Consider the following 22273-nt stretch of genomic DNA (forward strand, 5'->3'; position numbering starts at 1 on the left):
AATTCCCTCGTTCCACTTTTCAGTAATAGCGAACGGGATTTTGGTATCCCCATTGCCCTTGATGAGCAGGCCACATGTGACAAGGTGAGCATGCCATAAATGGTGCCATGTGCTGAGGCATATGCTGCGGCATCATCTGTTGAGGCATCATGTTAGGATGACCTTGGTTTTCGCCAAGTGTTTGAGTTGGAAACGGTGGTTGAGCGAAAACGTGTTGTGCAGGGTAATGATGTCCACATCCACAAGGTCGCGGAGGTGGCGGTGCACAACCACATGGCGGCTGTTGATGGTGTTCATAGTGTGGAGGTAACATTGGAATTTCTAGTGATGAAGAATCACATAAAGAACTTGTATCATCTAATTCCCAACCATGTGTTGGTTTAGGCATAGGTTTTGCCTTTGGTAATGGTTTCGGTATTGGTTTCGGTACAGGTGTTGGTGCTGGAATTGGTGGTGGAGGCGGCGGTGGTGGTGCTGCTTGTGCTGGCATCTGTACGTGAAGATTAACATCCATATCAGGTACCGGCATCCAACCATAAGGAATAAATTGCGGCATCATTTGAGTCATCGTTAAATTTTGATTAATCGGTTGCGGCATCATTTGTGGTGGCATTTGAACGGGTGGTTGTGGTATAGGTTGCGGTATTGGCTGCGGTTGCATAGTTAGCTTAGTAGGTTTAGTAGGTTTCGGTACTGGCATCGGTTTAGGAGCTGGCTGAGCTGTATACTCCTCCTTACTTTTCTTCACCGGGCGATCATTGGTATACGGATGTTCTTTCATCTCATGCATTTTCGTCGATTTTTCCGGAACGAAAATTTTCATCCCCGGAACGATGTAATCCGGATTTGCCAAATGCGCGTTTAAACGTTTTACTTCATCAAAAGATACACCATACTGTCTGGAAATTTTCCATAGTGTATCCCCTTTTTGCACAACATGTACGTGCAAAATACTTCCCCCTCTCATCCATGTATCCTATGAATGAAGTTTTGATTTGGTCACTTTTTAGGTGTACATGATAAACTATGAGAACAAGTGCTATAGTTATGCATGAAAAGGACGGGATTGTGTTGAAGAAATTATTAGGTGAAGAACGACGACAAAAACTACTTGAACTGTTAAAGACGGCGACTGAGCCTATCAAAGGAACTGACTTTGCGAAAAAAGCTGGTGTTAGCCGACAAGTCATAGTTGGCGACATGACCTTACTTAAAGCACGCAATGAGCCCATCTTAGCAACCAGTCAAGGATATATTTATATGAGTCAATCGAATACCGACCTTGCCTTTGAGCGTCAAATCGCGTGTGTTCACACACCTAGTGATGCACAGGAAGAATTGTATACTCTTGTAGATGCAGGTGTGGTGGTAAAAAACGTCACGGTTGAACATCCGGTTTACGGTGAATTAACGGCATCCATTATGGTCGCCAATCGACATGAAGTCGATTTATTCTTGAGTCGAGTAAAAGAAACTGGTGCTAGTTATTTATCTGAATTGACCGACGGCATTCATTTACATTTAATCGCAGCCAACACAAGTGAATCTTTAGATGCTGCAATTGAAGGAATGCGTTCTAAAGGGTTTTTGGCTGATGATCAATAGTAATGAAAGTGAAAAATCTAATTTGGCAGCTCGTCGCTTTTGCGAGAGCTGCTTTTTTGTGGGTGAATCGAGTGGGAATTAGGAGGTAATTGGATAGTTGCAACCAAATCGTGAAAGTTGCAACCAAATCGGAAAAGTTGCAACGAAACAAGAAAAGTTGCAACGAAACAAGAAAAGTTGCAACCAAATGAAGAAAGTTGCAACGAAAACACGATAATCATCCTAAACTCTTAGAAATAAAAAAGGAATGATTGCAGAATCTGCAATCATTCCTTTTTGTATGTAAAATATGTACCAAGAGATTTTACTTCGCACCCTAGAGCACGTAGTTCTTCTTTAGCACCTTGCATCATCGTTGCATTTTCATCTTCTAGAACATCCATGATAAAGAAATAATGACCAAGTCCTGTTTTTAATGGGCGCGATTCAATTTTACTCAAATTCAACTGACGCCATGCAAATACAGATAACACTTGATGTAGTGCTCCCGATCGATCATCCACTGGTAAAGTGATCATAAGAGTCGTTTTTGGTGATTCGTCATGACCTGCTTTATTCAGCTTTCTGTTTGTTTTTTGAAGGACAAAAAATCGCGTATGATTGAAATGAAAATCATGAATATTCGATTCCACAATGGTTAATCCATATTTCTTCGCAGCAAATTCATTACCGATAGCAGCATACGTTTTGTCAGGATGCTCAGAAACAAATTTCGCTGCAGCTGCAGTCGAGGTTGTTTGTTCTAAAGGAATCCCACGGAAACGGTAATATAAATATTTATGACACTGGGCGAGAGCATGAGGATGGGAAAATACCGATTCGATATCTTGCCAGTTCGTTACTTGCTCAGGATGAACCATAAAATGTTGCTGGATCGGTGATAAAATTTCTGCTGACACATGTAATTTTACATCGTGAAACAAATAATCAATGGTAAGGGGTACAGAGCCCTCCAGAGCATTTTCTAGAGGTACAACGGCATATTCGACTTCATCGTTGGCAACCGCTTCTATACACTCAGGAATGGTCGCATAGGGCACCAGCCACTCCCCTTCAAACACTTCACCTGCTGCTAAATGTGTAAAGGATGCTTCTGGTCCTAAATAAGCCACTCGTGATTCCCACGATTGTTTTACCATGTTAAACACTCCTTAAGATGCACCCGAACTAATGACTTCCGCTGACTCCACAAAATCTAAACGTTTCAATTGTTGAAGGAAATCATCCAATTGGACATTCATCGCCGTAACATCCAAGGAAAGCGTCACATTGGCACGCCCTTGGATAGGAATGGTTTGATGAATCGTCAGCACATTACATTGCGTTTCTGCAACTGTATGAAGTAGCGTAGCCAAAGTTCCTTTGCGATCCTCTAGTTGTAAAAACACTGTTAAAATACGTTCGCGAACAATGGAATGGAATGGAAAGACGGCATCTCGATATTTATAAAAAGCGCTACGTGATAAGTCCACTTTTTTTACCGCGTCCCAAATTGACGCGACTTCTCCACTTTGCAATAACTCCTTGGCTTCAAGTGTTTTTTGCATCGCTTCCGTCAACACATCTTCGCGTACTAAAAAATATCGTTGTTCAGATACGTCTTTCATGTCTCCATCCTCACTTTCTATTCGATGAATTCAAATTCGAATTCGAGAAGTCTTACAGTATCGCCATTTTCTGCACCACGTTCACGAAGTGCTTCATCAACACCCATACCACGAAGCTGACGTGCGAAACGACGAATTGAATCTTCACGTGAGAAGTCGGTCATCTTGAATAAACGTTCAATTGACGAACCACTTAATACGTACGCGCCATCGTCATCACGTGATATATCGAAACCTTCACGTTCAGATGTATGCTTGTAAAGAACCGTTTTATCAGACTCTTCTTCATCCATTTCGTGAAGCAAGAAATCTTCTGTTACATCAAGTAAATCAGCAATAGCGAATAATAATTCATTTAACCCTTTACGTGAAAGTGCTGAAATCGGGAAAATCTTCACATCTTCCGGTAATTTCTTACGGAATTCTGCTAAGTTTTCTTCTGAATCCGGCATATCCATTTTGTTAGCAACCACTAATTGTGGACGCTCAGTTAAACGCAAGTTATATTGACGAAGTTCTTCGTTAATCGTCACATAATCCTCATATGGGTCGCGTCCTTCAATTCCAGACATATCAATAACATGCACAATAACACGTGTACGTTCAATATGACGTAAGAATTGGTGACCTAGACCTACACCTTGGCTAGCGCCTTCAATAAGACCTGGTAAATCAGCCATCGCAAAGCTACGGTGATCTGTTGTCTCAACCATTCCTAGGTTAGGAACAATCGTCGTGAAATGATAAGCAGCAATTTTTGGCTTCGCTGCAGAGACAACTGAAAGTAGTGTAGATTTCCCAACACTTGGGAATCCAACTAATCCTACGTCAGCTAATACTTTAAGCTCTAAAACTACATCAATTTCATGCCCCGGTTCGCCTTTTTCTGACAGTTCAGGTGCTGGATTTTGAGGTGTTACAAAACGACAGTTTCCGCGTCCTCCACGGCCACCTTTTGCAATAACTGCTTGTTGACCATGTTCAACTAAATCAGCTAATACTGGACCGCCTTCTTCAGCCATTACCACGGTACCCGGTGGAACTTTAATAATTAAATCTTCTGCACCACGGCCGTGCATACCTTTACTTTGTCCGTGATCTCCACGGTCCGCTTTAAAGAATCGTTTGTAACGGAAATCCATTAGTGTACGTAAACCTTCTTCAACTTCAAAGATTACGCTTCCTCCACGGCCGCCATCTCCGCCTGCGGGTCCACCGTTTGGAACATACTTTTCACGACGAAACGCGACCATACCATCTCCGCCATCTCCGCCTTTAATGGATATCTTTACGTGATCTACAAACATAGACTATCCCTCCTTGCTTTCTTCTATATGAAAACGCCAATTCTTGGACGTTTTGCATTCATGAGTCAATGTAACTTGTGGTTCATGGTTAATTTCATGCTGTATTGGTTCCCATTCTCCGATTGCTTCAAACGTAAGTTTAAATCCAGACTGGGTACACACAATATGAATGTGTAATTGTTGTTCTGTAAAGGGACTTAATTGTGTGTGCAAAAGCTTAATTGCTTGTTCAAGCACATCACGAATCGAGGAATCTAATAAGGCATTACAGGTAGTCTCAATATGACTAGATATCTTCACTTGAAAGCCAGCAAAACGCCAATTCACGGTTTGAAGCCACTCAGAAGTGAGGGGTAGACTTAACTTCGACAATTCATAAAATGCTTTAACTTCAGTGGTATAGTGATTAATGACCTCTTTCGCTTCATCCAGTCGCTCTAAATCAATATTCATTTTAATAAGCTGCAACTGATTTAAAAAATCATGTCTTGCATATCTCAATGCTTCATTTACTGAAAATGCTTTATCGGTCATATATCTCACACTCTCCATTATGCTAATCTCATTTCCTTAGTATACCAAGAAATGAAGCGATTTTGTTGCAAATTAGAAAAGCGTAAAGCGCTACCTTAGTTCGACACCGGACTCTGGAAGGAACGAATCGAAAACTTACTTTCGAATGAGTCCCTAAAGCTTAGATGCGAAATAGCGCTTGTAGCTAAACACAGAATATCTAAATCCGTGTGTATTTCTAAGTAAATATTGTTTTTTGGAAAAAGAAAAAGGACTGCAGTTATGCAGTCCTTTGGCTGTTTGAATTAAGCTTCTTGAGCTACAGGATATACACTAACTTTTTTCTTGTCGCGGCCGTAACGCTCAAAGCGTACAATACCGTCAACTTTCGCAAAAAGTGTGTCATCTCCACCACGGCCTACGTTTTCACCTGGATAAATTTTAGTACCGCGTTGACGGTATAAAATCGAACCACCTGATACGTGTTGACCATCAGCGCGTTTAGCGCCAAGGCGTTTTGATTGTGAGTCACGTCCGTTACGAGTCGAACCTACTCCCTTTTTCGAAGCGAAAAACTGAAGATCTAATCTTAACATCATTTGTTTCACCCCCTACTTTTTGAAGGTTATTTTTATATACTGTCCATAATCTTTTTCAATCGTTTGTAAAGAAACAATCATCGCTTGTACAATTAATTGTACCTGTTCATTCGTTTTTGGAACTAAGTCCTGCGAAAACGAGACTTTGAGAAATCCGCCGTCTTGTCCTTGCTTCACATCAGGAATCACTTTAGTTAGTTCAGCGATTGCATTAACTGCTCCAAAAGAAACAGCTGTTGCGGCTGCACATACTAAATCTTTTCCATGTTCAGCAAAATCTGCATGGCCTTTCATTTCAAAAGAAAGAATGTCATTGGATTGATTTTTATCAATCGTTACTTTAATCATCTTTTACACATCTTATAGATTGATCGAATCAATCACAAGTTTCGTGTAAGGTTGGCGATGACCTAGTTTACGATGATAGTTCTTTTTAGCTTTATATTTGAAAACAGTGATTTTTTTAGCTTTGCCGTTTTTCACGACTGTCGCTTTAACTGTTGCTCCTTCAACGAAAGGAACTCCAACTTTCACATTGTCTCCACCTACGAATAATACTTTATCAAATGTGAAAACTTCATCAGCATCAACACCTAATTTTTCGATGTAGATTTCTTGACCTTTTTCAACTTTGATTTGCTTACCACCAGTTTCAATAATTGCGTACATTTTACTGCACCTCCTCTTAGACTCAGACTCGCCTTAAATGAGGTGATCTTTTCAGATACTTTGACCTCTTCAGAGCGGTTGTAGTAGCACGGGTGCTACAAACAATAACATTAAAACTTTACCATACTGCTAAGGTAGCGTCAACTGCTTCGTCACAATTTTATTGAAAGCTTCTTCATATTTCCGATATTGCCATGTGCGAATATTTTGAAATGCGATAAATGTAAATATAAATGCGAGATGCATTTGATTATATGTAACTAATATAAGCAAGGTAGAAACACAGATAGACAATGCTAAATGAGTGTTTTGATGATATTTCGGAAGTATGGCCTTCAACGCTTGTCCTCCATCTAAAGGCAAGATGGGAATCAAATTCAGCGCAAGTATCGTCAATTGAACTTGATTAAAAAAAGCTTGTCCTGGAAAAGTAAAAAATTGTGCAGTCAAATAAAGCACCGCCGTTGCAAGTGGCCCAGCAATCGCAATAAGCCACTGTTGATGTGAGGGAGCAAGGTAAAGATTTTTGATTTTAATCGCTCCACCATAGGGGAGAATGGTACAACTCGTCAACTTAAGGCCCGTCCATTTGGCTGCCGCAATATGACCTAATTCATGAAAGATCAACGAGCAAATAATGATGCTGTAGTGCGCGAGCTGCGCAGTAGCTATCAAGTAAATAATGATAGGAATCATAATCGGATGCATACGAATTTTAGTAAAGTACATCGGTCATCCATTCTGTAACTGCAGAGGGTTCTAAATTTATACCTCCACGTTCTATTTTCACAAACATCGATCCTGGCTGAACTTCTGCAATTAAGTCATTCTCTCCAACCGCTGTATATGGTAAATTAGAAAAATTTTCTACAAAACCATAGGTCACAATATCTCCACCATCATAAAGAACCGTCATCGTTTTCCCCGTATGACGCGTGTGACCAGTAAACAGAATGATTCCATCTTCTCTGGCAGTCACTTGAATCGGTGTATTGTATGAAACTAGCACACCTTCTTCATAAGGTTGCATAGTCTCATAAGTCGCCATCGTCGGAATCATTTCATCTTTGGGAGTTGCTGCCACAGGAATGAGTTCGGGTTGATAATCTCTTGGTAACTGCGCGAGAACAAATTCGCGAACCATTTGAATATCTTTCCCTTGGGTAAATAGTGTGCGTAGTTGTGAAGTTCCACCTTTTTGCTCTTGGATTTGAACGATAGCAATGATGCCAACGGTGAATATACATGCGATGATCCATTTTTGTGCAGATTTCATGCTGCAGCCCCCCTTTTTGGGTAGTATATGCAGACTTAGTTTTATATATTTCTATGGATATATAGATTTTAGAGTGAGAGTTATAGGGAGGTTTTGATTTCGTTGCAACTTTCGTCATTTGGTTGCAACTTTTCTGTTTTCGTTGCAACTTTTGCTTTTTCGTTGCAACTTTCTCGATTTGGTTGCAACTATCCAATTTCCCCCTAATTCCCGACCGGTTTTACCACAAAAACGCAGCCTTTCGCGTAAGCGCAAGGCTGCCAAATTAGATTTTAACCCTTTATCTCTTCCTCATTTCAAATGCTAGAAATGATTCCAACCGCCATGGTTCAAATTTCAATGTATAGATTCTATTTTTATCACTACCACTATACTTTTCTATGCACTTCTTTAATAATCTCGAAGTTAAATATTTATCGTCAATCCCCAACCACCACTTCACATCTCTACTTGTAGTTTCGCTGCCAAATAGAAGTTGGTATTCTTGCAATGTCGCGAAATGTGCATCCTTGTCATGACATCCACAATATCCGCACACCCACGTAGAATACACTCGATTCATCCCTATTGCGAAACATTTCCCGCATTTCACTCCTGGACGAATCTCTTTTCGCTCGATACCAAGTCGCTCCATTAATCCCACATCATGGACAGTATAAGTTCCACGTTTCAGAATATGCCGTACTTTTTTCAACTCTTCATTTGTCAAAAGCTTATTACTCTTAGCTTCCATCTCTTCGAGTGTATCGCACATGGCGTCGATAGGAACTGAACGGAAAAGCGTTGGAGGTTGAATAACAATGCCTGATCGACTCGCAAAGACAATTAAACCTTGAACGGGAATGTGAACTCCTCTAAGCGTAAATTTTCTCTGCAAAACTCGTACCGCTCTCTGCAATTGAAGTTCCGGATTTCTCATACCCTCCTTCTTACCGCCGTCAATTACCCGGTAAAATTGTTTTGACGTGGAATCAAAATAAAATTCACCCTTCATATTTTTCACTTCCAAAATGCAAATCATCTTCGGTGTCACCACAATAATGTCCATTTGAGTGTTGTCCATCACGACATTTCGATAAATCTCCATTTTGCCAGTTAAAACAACCTCTCCTAAAAATCGCGATACTTTATCCTCGCCAGCAAATCCTGCTTTTGTCGTCCGATAATCTTCGCTAATCAATCTTTTATCGACAACTCTCGAATGCAATACACACATTCTTAACACATGCAACTCGAATGTTTTCAAATTATTCAGTCTTATCACTCCTAAAAAAATCCTCCACTCATTCAATAGTGGAGGATTTAACTAATTTATTTAGCAAAAACGGCTTTTAATTTTGAGAATATGCCTTTTTTCTGCGAGTCCATAGACATTAATGGTACCGATTCGCCTAAAATACGACGCGCAATGTTGCGGTAGCCTTGAGCAGCACGGTTTGTTGGATCCATAACTACTGGCTCACCTTTGTTAGAAGATGTAATAACGCTTTCGTCATCCATAATGATACCAAGTAAATCAATAGATAAGTGTGTCGTAATTTCATTAACATCTAACGCATCGCCGGCTTTCATTAAATGTTGGCGAATACGATTGATAATCAATTTTGGTGGAGCAATATCTTCTTGTTCAAGCAAACCGATAATACGATCCGCATCACGCACTGCTGAAATTTCAGGAGTGGTAACGACGATTGCGCGGTCTGCACCTGCTACTGCATTTTTGTATCCTTGTTCAATACCTGCAGGACAGTCAATTACGACATAATCATAGTCACGTTTTAATTCCGTTACAAGTTCTTTCATTTGCTCCGGGTTAATAGCATTTTTGTCTGTCGTTTGCGCTGCTGGAAGTAGATATAATTTGTCATCAAAACGTTTATCTTTTACTAAAGCTTGGTGAACTTTACAACGACCTTCGATTACGTCAACCAAATCATAAATAATTCGGTTTTCTAATCCAAGTACTACGTCTAAGTTACGTAAGCCAATATCAGTATCGATTAAACAAACTTTCTTGCCTTGAAGTGCCAATGCAGTCCCAAGGTTGGCGGTTGTCGTTGTTTTGCCAACGCCTCCCTTACCTGAAGTAATTACGATAGCTTCTCCCACATTAGCTTCCTCCTTTAAATGTAGATAATTGCGGTCTTAATAAACGCAGTTCTTGTAATCTATCGATTGCAATGAAGCCATTTGCATGCAAATATGCGCATTCCATCTCGGGTTGTTCAGAAAGAATCGTCAATTCATCCGTCATTGTTTCAAGTGTTTCATCAATCTTAATATGTGTCGCTTCTAACCAAGATGCCGCGATAACAGCCTCTTTATTGCCATTCGCCCCTGCATGTGCACTACCTTTTAAGCGGCCAAGTACAAAAATATTGCCACCCGCTACGATTTTGCCATTAGGGTTAACATCTCCTACGACGACTAAATCACCTTCTGCTTTGACAACTTGTCCAGAGCGAACGATGCCAACATATGTTTCTGATTGACGCTCTAAAATGCGTCGATTGCTTTCTTCTACGGAAATGACATCGCTTTGCACTCTTGAGACACGTAAATGTGGAGACGTGTGCACGCTTGCAATGAGTTCTTTTATTTGTTCTTCAGAGCAATAGCGATTTCCAAGTTGTAATAATACCTCTGCTTGTCCATCGATGCCTTCGTCCGAAACTTTTAGCTTTAGTTCATCCACCAGTTCGGCATATGCGCATTGATCATCAAGCCGAAGCACTAGACCATCTTTTGTCCCTTTTATGTAGACTAGTTGCTTTTTCGTCAAATGCGTCACCTCACGCGTAGAATCAATTTGGCTGATTTAATCGTTGCAACAATCGTGCATTGATTACATATTTAAATGCCCAGCCTAGCACCACTAAGAAAATTGAATTTGCAATCATTGTTGGAATGAGACGATCGCTAACAAAAGCTTGTAACGAAATATCGGTCAATCCAATTAATGAAAAGAATTGGTATAACGCGAACTCAAGACCAGCAACTAACACCAGTGACACGATTGTTGTCACCAATAAGTTCTGGTGTATGAATTTCACTATATAACTAGCTAGTAAACAAATTAATGGATATAAAAAAGAATACAATCCAATAATATCAATGAAAAACACATCATACAAGAGCCCAAAAAGTAATGCATACGCCATCGCGCGGTTGCGACTATAGTAGATGGAAATGAATATCAAATACATGATGAGAAATCGAGGGATTAAATACCGATACTCCCCGTTAATATCTAGGGGAGAAAATAGCCCGAAAACGGGTTCAAGATAAAAAAGCACGACAGCAATGGCTGGAACAATAAAACGCTTCATGATTCGTCCTCATCAGTCGCAGTATTTTCTCCATCTGTCCCATCGACCGTTGTCATAACTCGTTTGGCAATCATCACGTGGTCAAGCAGGGCAAAATCAGCTGCAGGTTTTACATAAGCCATATTCGTTAAACCAAAATCGTCTGTCGATACTTCAGTAATTTCCCCGACCAGAAGACCTTTCGGGAATATCCCACCTAGTCCAGATGACATGATTTTCTGACCTTTTTTGATTTCAATATTTGAATCGATTCGTTTTAGAATTAGTTCGTTTCGCTCATCATCGTATCCTTCAATTAAGCCGAATACTTCTTTATCGCCCATTACCATCGCAGATACGCGATAGTTTGGATTTTGTGTCGATAAAAGTTCTACAGTAGAAGTAAATGGTGTCGTAAGTATGATTTTCCCAATTAAGCCTTGTGCGGTCATAATTGCCATGTTCTTTTCGACTCCGTGAACTTCGCCTTTATCGAGTATTACTTTTTCTTCCCACTGATCAGGATTTCTCGCGATTACAGTTGCTTGTATCGGCTCATACTTTCGAAGATCGTCTTGTTTGTCTACAACTTCTCTTAATCTCGTATTCTCGGATGATAAATCGTTGACGTCAGCTTGTAATTTCGCAAATTCTTCTAAACGACCTTTTAATCGTTTATTTTCTTCATACGTATTTAACAAAGAATCAACATTATCGAAAACACCTGTTATGTACTGTGTTGGTTTCGAGAAAATAGATTGCCCAAAACCAACCACATCTTTAATAATTTGTTCAGGTAACGATGCATTATCACGATCTTTGAGAGAGAAGCTGATCAATGCCACAAGAAAGATTACCCCGACAAGCAGCAAAATCAATCGCTTATTCGAAAAAAGTTGTGGCATTAGAACGGTCCTCCTTATTGTTTAGAATTTTGGCGAATCATATTCATATGCTCAAGCGCCATTCCCGTACCGATTGCAACGCAGTCTAACGGGTTCTCTGCAATAAAGACTGGCATGCTTGTCTCATCACTAATCACTTTATCCAAGTTCTTAAGTAATGCGCCACCGCCAGTTAAGACAATTCCACGTTCCATCACATCTGCAGATAATTCTGGAGGTGTTTGTTCTAATGTTTTCTTCACTCCATCAATAATTGCAGTAACTGATTCTTTCAACGCTTCTGCAATTTCTTCAGAAGAGATTTCAAGTGTTTTTGGAAGACCTGTCACTAAATCACGGCCACGAATTTCCATTTTCTCAACATTATCAATGACTTTAGCAGAACCGATTTCTATTTTAATAGCTTCGGCTGTACGTTCACCAATCGTTAAGTTGTACATTTTACGAATATAACTAGTAATCGCATGATCCATCGCGTCACCAGCTACGCGCACTGATTCACTTGTCACAATCCCACCAAGTGAGATAACTGCAACTTCAGTTGTACCGCCACCGATATCTACTACCATGCTACCTGTTGGTTCCCATACTGGTAAGTTTGAACCGATTGCTGCCGCAAATGGTTCTTCAATCGTTACAGCATCTCTTGCGCCAGCTTGACGAGCTGCATCAATTACTGCCCGACGTTCAACAGACGTAATTCCATAAGGTACGCAAATCATGACGTTTGGCTTTTTCCAAGTACCGCCTGACGCTTTCATTGCTTCTTTTAAATAATACTGAATCATTGCTGTTGTGATATCAAAATCTGCAATAACTCCATCTTTCATTGGGCGAATGGCAACGATTGAACCTGGAGTACGACCAATCATATTTTTAGCATCGTTACCTACTGCCACGATGTCACCATTATTTGTATTTTTAGCTACTACTGAAGGTTCGCGTAATACGATCCCTTTTCCTTTAATAAATACCAAAGTATTTGCTGTGCCAAGGTCTATCCCGACATCTTTTGCTCCGAATCCAAACACGTTTTGTTCTTCCTTTCTATCCTTAGCCAGTTAATCTTAGCTTAGTTTAAACCATAACTTTGATTATAACGGATAAAAAGAGAAAATCACAGTGTCACATGTAACCCTTTTCTTTCAAACTTATAAATTGATGATCTCCGATAATCACATGGTCAAGTAATTCGATGCCCATGATCTGTCCGGCTTCTTGAATTCTCTTCGTTACCTCTATGTCTTCTGGTGACGGAGACGGGTTCCCAGAAGGGTGGTTATGAGCGCAAATAATCGAGGCGGCAGAACGTTTCACCGCTTCTCTGAATATTTCTCGGGGATGTACAATACTAGCATTTAAACTGCCTATAAAGATCGTTTGTTTGTGTAAAACTTGATTTTTCACATTCATAAATAGCACAACAAAATTTTCTTGCTTTAATGACGTCATATCCGCCATTAAATAGGTTGCAGCATCTTTTGGTGAACGCACGGTGAATTTTCCATCTGTTTGTTGTTGAGCTAAGCGTCGACCAAGTTCGACTGCCGCTAGTAATTGAACTGCCTTTGCTTCACCGATTCCTTTTATCGACATGATTTCTTCAATCGTGGCATTTTTCAATTCGTGAAGTTGTTCAAAAAATACTAATACTCGATTGGCTAAATGAAGAACTGATTCTTGTTTCGTACCTGTTCGCAACAAAATCGCAATCAACTCTTGATTTGATAACGCTGTAGCACCTTGTTTCATTAATCTTTCACGGGGGCGATCGGAAGCCGGCACATCACGGATCATCAATGTTGGTTTGATATCAGTTATCATAGCGTGCTCCAGCCTTTACATGTTCAATAAGTTCTAAGTGCTTTAGTTCTCGATAAAGCCCAGCTATTGGTAAGCCAACTACGTTATTGTAGTCGCCATTCACGTGTTCAACCATTAAGGCGCCAGCAGTTTGAATGCCATAAGCCCCCGCCTTGTCAAAACAATCTCCACTAGCTACGTAATTACTAATCCATTCCTCAGAAAGAGAGAAGAATGTAACTTTGGTTTTCTCGAAAAACACGCTACAAATATCGTCGAAATAAATGGCCACACCTGTAATGACGGTATGCGTCCTTCCAGACAATTTACGCAAATGATCTTTTGCCATCTCTACACTATCTGGCTTTCCTATCGGTTCGTCATCGATAAAAACCATCGTATCTGCACTAATGACGATGGCATGTTGATTATGTTCAGCCACTTGTAGACCTTTTTCCATGGCAATATTACAAACTAATTCAGCTGGTGATAAGCCAAAAACTGATTGTTCATCCACTTCTATCGTTTTCACTTCAAATGGTGCACCTAGTAACGATAGTAGTTCCTTTCTTCTCGGTGAGGCAGATGCTAAAATAAGCGGTTTTGTTGTCTTAAATTTCATTCAAATCAGCTCCTTTTTGACATCATACAGAACTATTTCTCTGTTGAAAAATGTGTCAAAAGGGCAATAATTTAATTTTGACCACTTAACCATCCTCAAAATTCAATTTTAAGGCAGTCGTTTTGAGTAGAATAGTGCGATAAAAGTTGCACACGGATGACGTTTTTATCCTTTGAAAGTGTTGATATAGCGGCATTATTTGCTACCCAATCTTTTGGTATGGCATCCTTATTTCCAGTACTCTCAAAATTAAATTTTGCAGGGTCTGGATTTGCAAGATAAACGGGCAGATTTTTCATCGCTTTTTCGGTGCAAGCTGATGAATTTATTTTGAATGGCTTAATAAACGACTCGGTAGTGCCTTGTATTTTCATTTCACTTTCCACTACACTTGCTGCAGACCATACAAAATACTGGTTGTTCGCAATGATAATAGCTGCCGATTTCATCGCTGGAGTGGATTGCAATAAAGCCGTCGCACCATCAGCCGTCGTAAACACCGCATGTTGTTTAGCAAAAAATTGAGTCGGGTTGCCGGCATCGGCTGGGGCATCGACTGTTATTTCTTCAGCTTTCTCCGGAACCTCTTCTTTAGACCCAGTCTTCTCGGCAGTCGAAATATCTTGCCACTGAATTAAAATCGCGAATATACCGATCGACACAGCTCCGATAAAAAAGCCATGTAAAATTGCTAGAGTATAGGAAAACTTAGAGAACGTTTTCGTAAAACGCATATCATCACCTCGTTTTTCTTTAACGCTAACATTTGAGCAATAAAAAAAGACAAGACCGGTGTCGGCTTGTCTAAAAAAGTTTTCGAGTTAAACTAACAAATTCGTATACCAGTCGAGCATTTGTGTCCCATAAAAATATACGATGATAGCGGCAAGTGCGATTGACGGACCAAAAGGCACTGGCGTTTTACGACCTTGTTTCGAACGCCTCAAATGAATCACACCTACGATGGCACCAATAAAAGCAGCAAGGAATAGCGTTAACAGTGTAGGTATTATCCCCAACACCAACCCGATAACTGCGAATAATTTAATATCCCCACCACCCATACCACCTTTCGACAATATCGCAATTAATAACAAAAGACCAAACCCTCCGACAGCACCAATGATGCTGTCCCACCATGGTTCTAGTGGTGAAAAGACTCTAGCAATGATTAATAAAGCTCCAAAAAATAGTAAGACTTTGTCTGGTATCAGCATATACGCCAAATCCGATACGGTGATAATTACTAGCATGGAAATAAATAGAATCGCTACGATGAGTTCGAGTGAAAACCCGATTTTCCAGTATGCAAAAGCAAATAATACTCCTGTGGTCAGTTCCATCACTGGATAAATCCAATGAATTTTCGTACCACATCCACGACATTTCCCCTTTAAGAATACAAATGAAAATACGGGTACTAAATCCTTAAATGTCAAACGACGATCACAAATTGTGCAATGGGATGGTGGGGTAATGATTGATTCATTTTTCGGCACACGTAATCCGACAACATTAAAAAATGACCCGAAAATTAGTCCGTAAATAAAAAAGAAAATTGTATAAAGAATCTCCATAAATGCCTCTCAATCTAGAAAAACACAATTCATTCAAAGTGTTTTTGCATTACTGAATTCAAAATTTTAATAACTACCAAGGGCAGCTCCCTTTTATATTAATTAGAGGTTGATTTCCGTTGCAGACGGACGCTTTCCGCGGGCATGGCCTCAGCCTCCTCGACGAGCAAGCTCGTCTCCGGGGTCTTCAGCTCATGCTATTCCTGCCGGAGTCACCGTCTTCCACTCCAATCAACCTTAAGTTCATAATGTGCAAAACAAACAATTAAAAATGGTTACAATATTCAATATAGGTACAGAGAAGAGATTTATTTTCTACACAAACTTTATATTATGGGCTTATTAGACAGCCTCTTCACCAAGCCACTGCGTCTTTCTAGTCGCAAATATACTCTTTCGACTGATATTCAACATCTTCTTTAAACTTAACATGAACTAAACACGAGTAAGGAGGCTTGCCTGTTCATCCACGGAAGGAATAAAGACTCCCTCTGACTAAATATAGGCTCGATTAACTATATTGGTATAAATCGTTTTGAACATTTAATGCTCTTTAAACATAGCCCATAAATAAGAATTGAAACAAAAACTGGAGAAATCGTACACTCTCCAGTTTTGCTGTGATTAATATGGGATGATTAACGTTTGATAAGTCATGACTTTATTAGAATTTAAGCCATTTGCTTGCTTGATTTTTCTTTCTCCTGATCGACTACCGTAATATTGCATCGAGATGGAATACAAGGTGTCTCCACGTTTTACTTTGTAGGTTCTGTATTTTGGTTTAGCTTTGGGTTGAGCTTTTGGTTTAGATTGTACTTTTGCTGTTGGTTTCGCTTGATCTTTTTTAGCTTTAATTACTACCTTCGAAGATTTTGCAGAAGCAACCTTGGTTACTTGCTTTTTAGCAGGAGCCTTCGAGATTTCATCAGATTCGCTTGCTGTTTCGTCATCCACCTCTGTAGTCTCATCAATTTCAGAATCAACCACTTCTCCATCATCGATGCCGTCATTAGTTGGGAGCGGATCCGATTTTTCAGCAGGTGCAGGCGTATCAACTTTTGGTCCTTCATCAACAAGTTCAAGTAAATCTGGACGATAGAATGCTGTGAATGACAATGACAGTTGCAATTTGGCTGGGTCAACTTCTTCTGTTGTAACTTCACCAGGTGAACTGAATGCAATATTATCCACTATCAATATGCGATCTAATTTTTCAATCTCATCAATGAACGTTTCCAACGTTGAATACGTTGATGTCTCTATCGTTAAAGTGACTAGAAGCTGTTGAAGCGTCTCTACACCTTCTGGAGGAGCTTCAATAACAAATGGTCCTTGTGAGAATCCCATAGACTGAACAAGTGAATTCGATACGACTTCAGCTTTTTCAACTTGCAAAATGATTAATTCTGTTAATGGATCAATTGGTACTTTCTTTTGTAACTCGAGTGAACTGACAATCGGCGTTTCAGGTTGATCAGCCAGTTGTTGCTCTAATGCAAACAATACTTGTCTATCAGTTGTGAGAGTGGTTTCCGCAACTGCTAGACTATCTTTTTTCGGTACATAAAAAGTGAAATATGCATAAGCAATCATAATTAGACAAAACAAGCTTGATAAAACGATAAGACCTATTTCTTTTTGCTTTTTAGTTAAATTACTCATTTGCATCGTCTCCTTGTGCATCATCTGCAGGAGGTTGTGTTTCTGTAGCAGGTGTTTCTGCTGGTTGTTCTTCTGTCGTTTCACCCTGTGCCGGTGTTTCACCTTCGACAGGCGGCGCGTTCGGATCGAGTGGAACAGCTGTGCCATCAGCAGGCATACGTGTGTCTAAGAAAGTTATTGCATAAGTAGCTAAATAACGTGGCATTACTTCTTCTTTCTCTTCATCTTCTGTAGTTTTAGCTTCAGTCTCTTCTTCAGCTTCTTCAACTACAGGTTGATAGGAAACAGTTGACAGCTCTACATCCGTTATCATTTCAGAAGATTTAAGTTGAGTTAAGTAAAATGCCGTATCACGAGAAGTATCAAATTGAGCAGAAATGTTTACTTGGTTAGGTGTTAAAAAAGCAAAACTCATGAAAAATCCACGTTCAGGTAACAACGACGTAAGTTCGCGAATCAACGGCAACGTGTCATATTGATAAGATTCGGCCCACTCTACTGTTTTTTGTAGTTTTTGAGTGTCACTTAGTGCAGCTGTCGTTACCATTTGTTCTTGTATTGCAACTTGTTGACCTACGACTTCTGCGCTTTGTGCTGCAAGAACTTGCTGTTTATTGCTGTATGTATTACCGAGGAAATATAAAACGAGCCCCGTAACTAATCCTAAAAGAATAAGTGAGATGGCTGCTACGACAAAGCCGGGACGGTCCCGTTCTTTATCGCCAAGTAAATTAATATCTACTAACATCGTCACACCTCTTTCAAAGCTAGTCCAAGCGCTCGATTAAAACGAACAGGAATGGCTTTTCCATCTTCTAAATAAATCGTTTCACGAATAACAGTTGAAGTTGTCACATCAAAGCGGGATCCGAGTCTTTGTAATAATTCTTCCCATCCATCGAACTCACCATTAAGTAACACATGTGTGATGCCTTCATTACCTTGGTTCATATTGTAGCGATAGAAATTAATGAGTTTTTCAATCTCAGATACAAGAGCATCCATTCTAGATGATTGTGTTCCACTAAAGTAATTCGCTTCAGCTGGTTCGGCGACTTCCACGGGACGCATAAATAACGGGAAATGCTGATGGAAAATAGATACCGTATAGTTATCATTTTTGATATCTAATAACAAAATATGTTCTTCACCAGTAAACTCAAATTGCGAATACGCCAATCGATATAAAGCTAGCGGCCCAATATCCGCAACTACAGGTTTCATTTTCACATCTTCAAAAACGTCTTCATATGTATTTAAAATACTTTCTTTTGAAGCTATTAAAATCGCTTCTTTTGTTTCAGTGGATGCAGTATATGGCACTACATCAAAAACGGGGTCTTCGAAGGGTAAATATAGTGTTGAACCAATTTCAATAAAGAAGTGGCCTTTTAACTCATCCCGTCGAACGTCATGAGGATAAGGCAATTTGCGGATAATCACGTACTCGTCAGGTGCTAAGAAGCGAACAGCTTTGCGGGAAAGTTTCCATTCCTCCACGACCTCGCCTAAAATCGACACCAGCGTATCCGCGTCCACAATTTTGCCATCCGTAATGATGCCAGAAGGCAAAGAACGCTCCTCTGCACAAATTACATGCATAGGAGACGTTGACTTCACTTCCACCATTCGGATCGCATCTTCTTCAATTGTAACCGTCGCCACGCGTGTGCGTTTGTTTAAGAACGATGGTGTGAATTTCATAGAATCAGCTCCGATTATTGTTTTTAAGCCCCTGCCGTTGCTATTAAGGAATAGTTACGGTTGCTCCATTTGTACTACCTTTTTGTATATCACCATTTATTGTTTCAACAGTTGCACCGGTAAAAGTTACACTCTTACTTCCTGAATAGGTAATTCCTCCGCCAGTTGTAAGAGATGTAATAGTATTACCAGTTGAAACTCCTGCTGCTGGTTTCGCAATAGTTTCAGAACCTTTTAACTTCCCAATCGAATCTAAATATTTATCAGTTTTAAGTTTAGATACTAAAACAGTTGTTTCAGAAGAATTCTCAGTAAAATAAATATTTGCTGCACTTAATGCATTAACCGCATCGGACTTAACTGCACTGTAACGACTGTTCTCAATAATGTTCCCAATTGCCGGAATAGCAATTGCTGCTATAATCGCAAGGATTACGATTACTGCTAAAAGCTCGATTAATGTTAAACCTTTTTGATCTTTTAACTTTTGTTGAATGAACTTTCTCATTTCTTGTAGCCTCCCCTTTTTTCTCTAAATATTGGTACTAATGAGTACATTTGTATAATACCATGTTTATATGTCGAAATATATAGATAATTAGACTTTTTACTCATTTTTATTTTAGTATTTTTGAGCTATATTACATGGTAACCTCAAGCTCGAACACTATAAATATAGGTAATATGATCACTAACATAGGGGCTCCCATAAGTCCTACTAATAAAAGAATTATTATGGGTTCTATCATGCCAATTAAGTTAGTTGTTCTTATGTGTGTTAAAAAAATGAAATTGATTTTACAACTTAAATACAAGGTTCTGATTGTCTATACATTTTAGTGATTTTCACTAAAATTCTACATATTATCCATATTCTCAAACATACCAAACATAGGTAACATAATTGCCATAACGATGGTCCCCACTAGTCCCGCTAATAATACAATCATAAGTGGTTCAATCATGGCTTTTAACTTATCGGTTTCTGCATCTACTTCTTTTTCATAGAATTCAGCAACTCGCTCTAGCATGTGATCGAGTGCTCCGGTTTGTTCACCAATTGATATCATATGAGGAATGAGTGGTGGAAAAGCCCAGTGTCCCATCATGGGGCCAGTCATTGATTCTCCTCGCTCTAAACCATCTCTTGATTGAAGAATTACTTTACCGATTACTTCATTACCAACTACTTTTTCTACCATGGTTAGAGCAGTCAATATTGGAACAGAACTAGAAAATAAAGAACTTAACGTTCGTGTCATTCTAGCAAGTGCTGCTTTTTTTAAGATGTTTCCAAAGAGTGGCATTTTCAATAAAAACGTATCTAGCATATAGCGTCCTTTTGCATCTCTTTTAATTAACCATAATCCGGCCGCAAAAAGAACAGCAATAGCTACTAATATGTACCAGTATCCTTGTACGAAATCACTGGCACCCATTACGAATCTAGTAAGTAACGGCAGTTCTCCACCAAAACTACTGAACATTTCTACAAACATCGGCACGATAGATGTTAACAGGAAAATGACTACGCCAACTGCTAAAACTGCCACGATTAATGGATAGGTCATGGCTGAAACTACTTTCTGTCTAGTGACATATGCTTTTTCAAAGTGTAGAGCTAATCGATCCAATGACTCGTCAAGAGATCCCGTCAATTCTCCAGCCTGTAATAGATTGACTACCAGAGGTTCGAAAATTCTTGGGAATTTTTTTACCGCTTCCGATAAAGCATTACCACTTTTTAGATCGTCTGAAATTTCAACTAGAGCACGACGCAATGCTTTTGACTCCACTTGTTGTGCCAGGATGACACATGAATCCACAATAGTAACGCCAGCTCGCATTAATGTCGCAAATTGACGCAAAAACATAATGAATTGTTCACGTTTTACTGGGTTACCAATGGAAATTTCTTTTTGTAGAGCGGTTTCGGCCATTTGTTTAATTTCTGTAATGCGAATGCCGTCATCACGAAGTTTCATGATGGCTTCACGTTGATTTGCTGCTTGAACAATACCTTTTCGCACGGCTTTTCGGTCACGACCGATATATTGGAAACGTGCCATTAATGCTCTTCTCCTTCAAGATATGGCTGGGCCATCTCTTGTGTAATTTGGCCAGACTCGACCAACTCTTTCACCGAAGTTGCCATCATATGCATGCCAAGAGCACGATTAGTCATGATGACGTTTGGAATTTGATGGACTTTTGCCGTGCGAATTAAATTCGATATAGCTGGATTCGAAATTAAGATTTCAGTTGCGGCACGACGACCTTTGCCGTCCACTGTTTTAATCAAACGTTGACTGATTACAGCTTTAAGTACGCCACCAAGTTGAGTTCTCACTTGTGCTTGTTGTTCTGGTGAGAACACGTCAATAATACGTTCAATCGTTGAAGCTGCACTAGAAGTATGTAATGTACCTAACACTAAGTGACCAGTTTCAGCTGCCGTGATGGCAATACTGATCGTTTCTAAGTCACGCATTTCCCCAACAAGAATAACGTCTGGATCTTGTCGTAGCGCTGCACGTAAGCCACTTGTAAATGATTTCGTATCAAAGCCTACTTCACGTTGATCTATGATACTCGTACCATGTTCATGCATATATTCAATCGGGTCTTCCAATGTGATGATATGTAAACTTAAATCCGTATTCATATGTTTAATCATGGCCGCTAATGTGGTCGACTTTCCAGAACCCGTTGGACCAGTGACTAGTATTAAACCTTGTTTAGTTTCCGCTAATTTCTTCAACGTATTTGGCATTTGTAATTGCTCAACCGTTGGAATAATTTGCGGTATGGTACGAAAAGCAATGGAGATTTTCCCTTTTTGATGAAACGCATTGACACGAAAACGTGCAACATTTTCAACAACATGCGAATAATCTAACTCTCCTAGTTCCAAAAAAGTATCCCATAACTTATCGGGTGTAATCGCTCGTGCCATTTCTCGAGACATATCTGCAGTGATTGCTGTAGAACCAATCTTGACTAAATCCCCTTGTACACGAAAAATCGGAGGAACTCCAACTGTTATATGAATATCTGATGCTTTTTGATGAAAAGCATTGGTTAATAATTGATCGACTGATTCTCTCATTTTG

The 22273-nt window shown here is 39.7% G+C and carries 27 protein-coding genes and 1 other annotated feature; of the genes, 1 reads left to right on the plus strand and 26 read right to left on the minus strand.

The annotated features are described in order from the left end of the window. Positions 1–19: 19 nt before the first annotated feature. Complete coding sequence (gene safA, locus WBG45_RS00740) at positions 20–949, minus strand: SafA/ExsA family spore coat assembly protein (protein ID WP_424411888.1); 930 nt, start codon at positions 947–949, stop codon at positions 20–22. Positions 950–1047: 98 nt separating this feature from the next. Here safA and WBG45_RS00745 point away from each other — a divergent pair, with 98 nt between their 5' ends. Then, positions 1048–1605 carry a transcription repressor NadR gene (locus WBG45_RS00745; RefSeq protein ID WP_424411919.1) on the plus strand — a complete coding sequence of 186 codons (558 nt, stop codon included), beginning with the start codon at positions 1048–1050 and terminating at the stop codon, positions 1603–1605. A gap of 266 nt (positions 1606–1871) precedes the next feature. Here the strand turns inward: WBG45_RS00745 and pheA are convergent, their stop codons facing one another. From pheA to WBG45_RS00870, 25 genes are all read right to left on the minus strand, one after another. Then, positions 1872–2744 (minus strand): prephenate dehydratase, encoded by an 873-nt coding sequence (gene pheA, locus WBG45_RS00750; protein ID WP_424411889.1) that lies wholly within the window; start codon positions 2742–2744, stop codon positions 1872–1874. Positions 2745–2756: 12 nt separating this feature from the next. Next, a complete protein-coding gene (locus WBG45_RS00755; protein ID WP_424411890.1) occupies positions 2757–3212 on the minus strand; it encodes an ACT domain-containing protein in 456 nt (151 codons plus the stop codon). Positions 3213–3229: 17 nt separating this feature from the next. Continuing rightward, the gene (obgE, locus tag WBG45_RS00760) at positions 3230–4519 is read right to left on the minus strand and encodes a GTPase ObgE (RefSeq protein ID WP_024534385.1); all 1290 of its coding nucleotides are present in this window, start codon (positions 4517–4519) and stop codon (positions 3230–3232) included. Positions 4520–4522: 3 nt separating this feature from the next. Beyond that, the gene (locus WBG45_RS00765) at positions 4523–5053 is read right to left on the minus strand and encodes a Spo0B domain-containing protein (protein ID WP_424411891.1); all 531 of its coding nucleotides are present in this window, start codon (positions 5051–5053) and stop codon (positions 4523–4525) included. A gap of 284 nt (positions 5054–5337) precedes the next feature. Further along, entirely contained in the window at positions 5338–5628 is a 291-nt protein-coding gene (rpmA, locus tag WBG45_RS00770) for a 50S ribosomal protein L27 (RefSeq protein ID WP_024534383.1), read from the minus strand. A gap of 15 nt (positions 5629–5643) precedes the next feature. Next, positions 5644–5979 carry a ribosomal-processing cysteine protease Prp gene (locus tag WBG45_RS00775; RefSeq protein WP_024534382.1) on the minus strand — a complete coding sequence of 112 codons (336 nt, stop codon included), beginning with the start codon at positions 5977–5979 and terminating at the stop codon, positions 5644–5646. Between the two features lie 12 nt (positions 5980–5991). Then, positions 5992–6300, minus strand: coding sequence for a 50S ribosomal protein L21 (gene rplU / locus WBG45_RS00780; RefSeq protein ID WP_024534381.1), 309 nt, complete (start codon positions 6298–6300; stop codon positions 5992–5994). A 14-nt stretch (positions 6301–6314) separates the two neighbouring features. After that, positions 6315–6390: a sequence feature (ribosomal protein L21 leader region), on the minus strand. 39 nt (positions 6391–6429) lie between these two features. Next, a complete protein-coding gene (locus tag WBG45_RS00785; protein ID WP_424411892.1) occupies positions 6430–7029 on the minus strand; it encodes a metalloprotease in 600 nt (199 codons plus the stop codon). After that, a complete protein-coding gene (locus tag WBG45_RS00790; protein WP_424411893.1) occupies positions 7016–7576 on the minus strand; it encodes a hypothetical protein in 561 nt (186 codons plus the stop codon). The genes WBG45_RS00785 and WBG45_RS00790 overlap by 14 nt, the downstream gene beginning before the upstream one ends. Before the next feature lie 280 nt (positions 7577–7856). After that, on the minus strand, positions 7857–8792 hold the full coding sequence (locus WBG45_RS00795) for a nuclease-related domain-containing protein (RefSeq protein WP_424411920.1): 936 nt from the start codon (positions 8790–8792) through the stop codon (positions 7857–7859). Between the two features lie 95 nt (positions 8793–8887). Beyond that, positions 8888–9685 (minus strand): septum site-determining protein MinD, encoded by a 798-nt coding sequence (gene minD / locus WBG45_RS00800; RefSeq protein WP_424411894.1) that lies wholly within the window; start codon positions 9683–9685, stop codon positions 8888–8890. A gap of 1 nt (position 9686) precedes the next feature. Further along, positions 9687–10358, minus strand: coding sequence for a septum site-determining protein MinC (gene minC / locus WBG45_RS00805; protein ID WP_424411895.1), 672 nt, complete (start codon positions 10356–10358; stop codon positions 9687–9689). Positions 10359–10380: 22 nt separating this feature from the next. Beyond that, complete coding sequence (mreD, locus tag WBG45_RS00810) at positions 10381–10905, minus strand: rod shape-determining protein MreD (protein ID WP_424411896.1); 525 nt, start codon at positions 10903–10905, stop codon at positions 10381–10383. After that, positions 10902–11789 carry a rod shape-determining protein MreC gene (gene mreC, locus WBG45_RS00815; protein WP_424411897.1) on the minus strand — a complete coding sequence of 296 codons (888 nt, stop codon included), beginning with the start codon at positions 11787–11789 and terminating at the stop codon, positions 10902–10904. Before mreC ends, mreD begins: the two co-directional genes overlap by 4 nt. A 14-nt stretch (positions 11790–11803) precedes the next feature. Next, complete coding sequence (locus WBG45_RS00820; RefSeq protein ID WP_024534373.1) at positions 11804–12820, minus strand: rod shape-determining protein; 1017 nt, start codon at positions 12818–12820, stop codon at positions 11804–11806. Between the two features lie 94 nt (positions 12821–12914). After that, the gene (radC, locus tag WBG45_RS00825; RefSeq protein WP_024534372.1) at positions 12915–13613 is read right to left on the minus strand and encodes a RadC family protein; all 699 of its coding nucleotides are present in this window, start codon (positions 13611–13613) and stop codon (positions 12915–12917) included. After that, positions 13603–14214 carry a Maf family protein gene (locus WBG45_RS00830; RefSeq protein WP_424411898.1) on the minus strand — a complete coding sequence of 204 codons (612 nt, stop codon included), beginning with the start codon at positions 14212–14214 and terminating at the stop codon, positions 13603–13605. The genes radC and WBG45_RS00830 overlap by 11 nt, the downstream gene beginning before the upstream one ends. A gap of 95 nt (positions 14215–14309) precedes the next feature. Continuing rightward, a complete protein-coding gene (locus WBG45_RS00835; RefSeq protein ID WP_424411899.1) occupies positions 14310–14948 on the minus strand; it encodes a hypothetical protein in 639 nt (212 codons plus the stop codon). Between the two features lie 87 nt (positions 14949–15035). Continuing rightward, positions 15036–15791: a prepilin peptidase gene (locus tag WBG45_RS00840; protein ID WP_424411900.1), complete on the minus strand. Its 756-nt coding sequence runs from the start codon at positions 15789–15791 to the stop codon at positions 15036–15038. Positions 15792–16415: 624 nt separating this feature from the next. After that, entirely contained in the window at positions 16416–17456 is a 1041-nt protein-coding gene (locus WBG45_RS00845; protein ID WP_424411901.1) for a LysM peptidoglycan-binding domain-containing protein, read from the minus strand. Continuing rightward, complete coding sequence (locus WBG45_RS00850) at positions 17449–18204, minus strand: hypothetical protein (RefSeq protein ID WP_424411902.1); 756 nt, start codon at positions 18202–18204, stop codon at positions 17449–17451. Before WBG45_RS00850 ends, WBG45_RS00845 begins: the two co-directional genes overlap by 8 nt. Positions 18205–18206: 2 nt before the next feature. After that, positions 18207–19160 carry a type IV pilus biogenesis protein PilM gene (pilM, locus tag WBG45_RS00855; RefSeq protein WP_424411903.1) on the minus strand — a complete coding sequence of 318 codons (954 nt, stop codon included), beginning with the start codon at positions 19158–19160 and terminating at the stop codon, positions 18207–18209. A 43-nt stretch (positions 19161–19203) separates the two neighbouring features. Continuing rightward, a complete protein-coding gene (locus WBG45_RS00860; RefSeq protein WP_424411904.1) occupies positions 19204–19668 on the minus strand; it encodes a prepilin-type N-terminal cleavage/methylation domain-containing protein in 465 nt (154 codons plus the stop codon). A 349-nt stretch (positions 19669–20017) separates the two neighbouring features. Beyond that, on the minus strand, positions 20018–21229 hold the full coding sequence (locus WBG45_RS00865; protein WP_424411905.1) for a type II secretion system F family protein: 1212 nt from the start codon (positions 21227–21229) through the stop codon (positions 20018–20020). Beyond that, on the minus strand, positions 21229–22269 hold the full coding sequence (locus tag WBG45_RS00870) for a type IV pilus twitching motility protein PilT (protein ID WP_424411906.1): 1041 nt from the start codon (positions 22267–22269) through the stop codon (positions 21229–21231). The genes WBG45_RS00865 and WBG45_RS00870 overlap by 1 nt, the downstream gene beginning before the upstream one ends. Positions 22270–22273: the final 4 nt, after the last annotated feature.

This window comes from Paenisporosarcina sp., from assembly GCF_049671445.1.
Taxonomy (GTDB): Bacteria; Bacillota; Bacilli; order Bacillales_A; family Planococcaceae; genus Paenisporosarcina.

Bases quoted from the DNA above. Each gene is read 5' to 3' on its own strand.
- WBG45_RS00745 (WP_424411919.1), top strand. From the start codon at position 1,048: ATGCATGAAAAGGACGGGATTGTGTTGAAGAAATTATTAGGTGAAGAA.
- pheA (WP_424411889.1), bottom strand. From the start codon at position 2,744: ATGGTAAAACAATCGTGGGAATCACGAGTGGCTTATTTAGGACCAGAA.
- WBG45_RS00755 (WP_424411890.1), bottom strand. From the start codon at position 3,212: ATGAAAGACGTATCTGAACAACGATATTTTTTAGTACGCGAAGATGTG.
- obgE (WP_024534385.1), bottom strand. From the start codon at position 4,519: ATGTTTGTAGATCACGTAAAGATATCCATTAAAGGCGGAGATGGCGGA.
- WBG45_RS00765 (WP_424411891.1), bottom strand. From the start codon at position 5,053: ATGACCGATAAAGCATTTTCAGTAAATGAAGCATTGAGATATGCAAGA.
- rpmA (WP_024534383.1), bottom strand. From the start codon at position 5,628: ATGTTAAGATTAGATCTTCAGTTTTTCGCTTCGAAAAAGGGAGTAGGT.
- WBG45_RS00775 (WP_024534382.1), bottom strand. From the start codon at position 5,979: ATGATTAAAGTAACGATTGATAAAAATCAATCCAATGACATTCTTTCT.
- rplU (WP_024534381.1), bottom strand. From the start codon at position 6,300: ATGTACGCAATTATTGAAACTGGTGGTAAGCAAATCAAAGTTGAAAAA.
- WBG45_RS00785 (WP_424411892.1), bottom strand. From the start codon at position 7,029: ATGTACTTTACTAAAATTCGTATGCATCCGATTATGATTCCTATCATT.
- WBG45_RS00790 (WP_424411893.1), bottom strand. From the start codon at position 7,576: ATGAAATCTGCACAAAAATGGATCATCGCATGTATATTCACCGTTGGC.
- WBG45_RS00795 (WP_424411920.1), bottom strand. From the start codon at position 8,792: ATGTGTGTATTGCATTCGAGAGTTGTCGATAAAAGATTGATTAGCGAA.
- mreD (WP_424411896.1), bottom strand. From the start codon at position 10,905: ATGAAGCGTTTTATTGTTCCAGCCATTGCTGTCGTGCTTTTTTATCTT.
- mreC (WP_424411897.1), bottom strand. From the start codon at position 11,789: ATGCCACAACTTTTTTCGAATAAGCGATTGATTTTGCTGCTTGTCGGG.
- radC (WP_024534372.1), bottom strand. From the start codon at position 13,613: ATGATAACTGATATCAAACCAACATTGATGATCCGTGATGTGCCGGCT.
- WBG45_RS00830 (WP_424411898.1), bottom strand. From the start codon at position 14,214: ATGAAATTTAAGACAACAAAACCGCTTATTTTAGCATCTGCCTCACCG.
- WBG45_RS00835 (WP_424411899.1), bottom strand. From the start codon at position 14,948: ATGCGTTTTACGAAAACGTTCTCTAAGTTTTCCTATACTCTAGCAATT.
- WBG45_RS00840 (WP_424411900.1), bottom strand. From the start codon at position 15,791: ATGGAGATTCTTTATACAATTTTCTTTTTTATTTACGGACTAATTTTC.
- WBG45_RS00845 (WP_424411901.1), bottom strand. From the start codon at position 17,456: ATGAGTAATTTAACTAAAAAGCAAAAAGAAATAGGTCTTATCGTTTTA.
- WBG45_RS00850 (WP_424411902.1), bottom strand. From the start codon at position 18,204: ATGTTAGTAGATATTAATTTACTTGGCGATAAAGAACGGGACCGTCCC.
- pilM (WP_424411903.1), bottom strand. From the start codon at position 19,160: ATGAAATTCACACCATCGTTCTTAAACAAACGCACACGCGTGGCGACG.
- WBG45_RS00860 (WP_424411904.1), bottom strand. From the start codon at position 19,668: ATGAGAAAGTTCATTCAACAAAAGTTAAAAGATCAAAAAGGTTTAACA.
- WBG45_RS00865 (WP_424411905.1), bottom strand. From the start codon at position 21,229: ATGGCACGTTTCCAATATATCGGTCGTGACCGAAAAGCCGTGCGAAAA.
- WBG45_RS00870 (WP_424411906.1), bottom strand. From the start codon at position 22,269: ATGAGAGAATCAGTCGATCAATTATTAACCAATGCTTTTCATCAAAAA.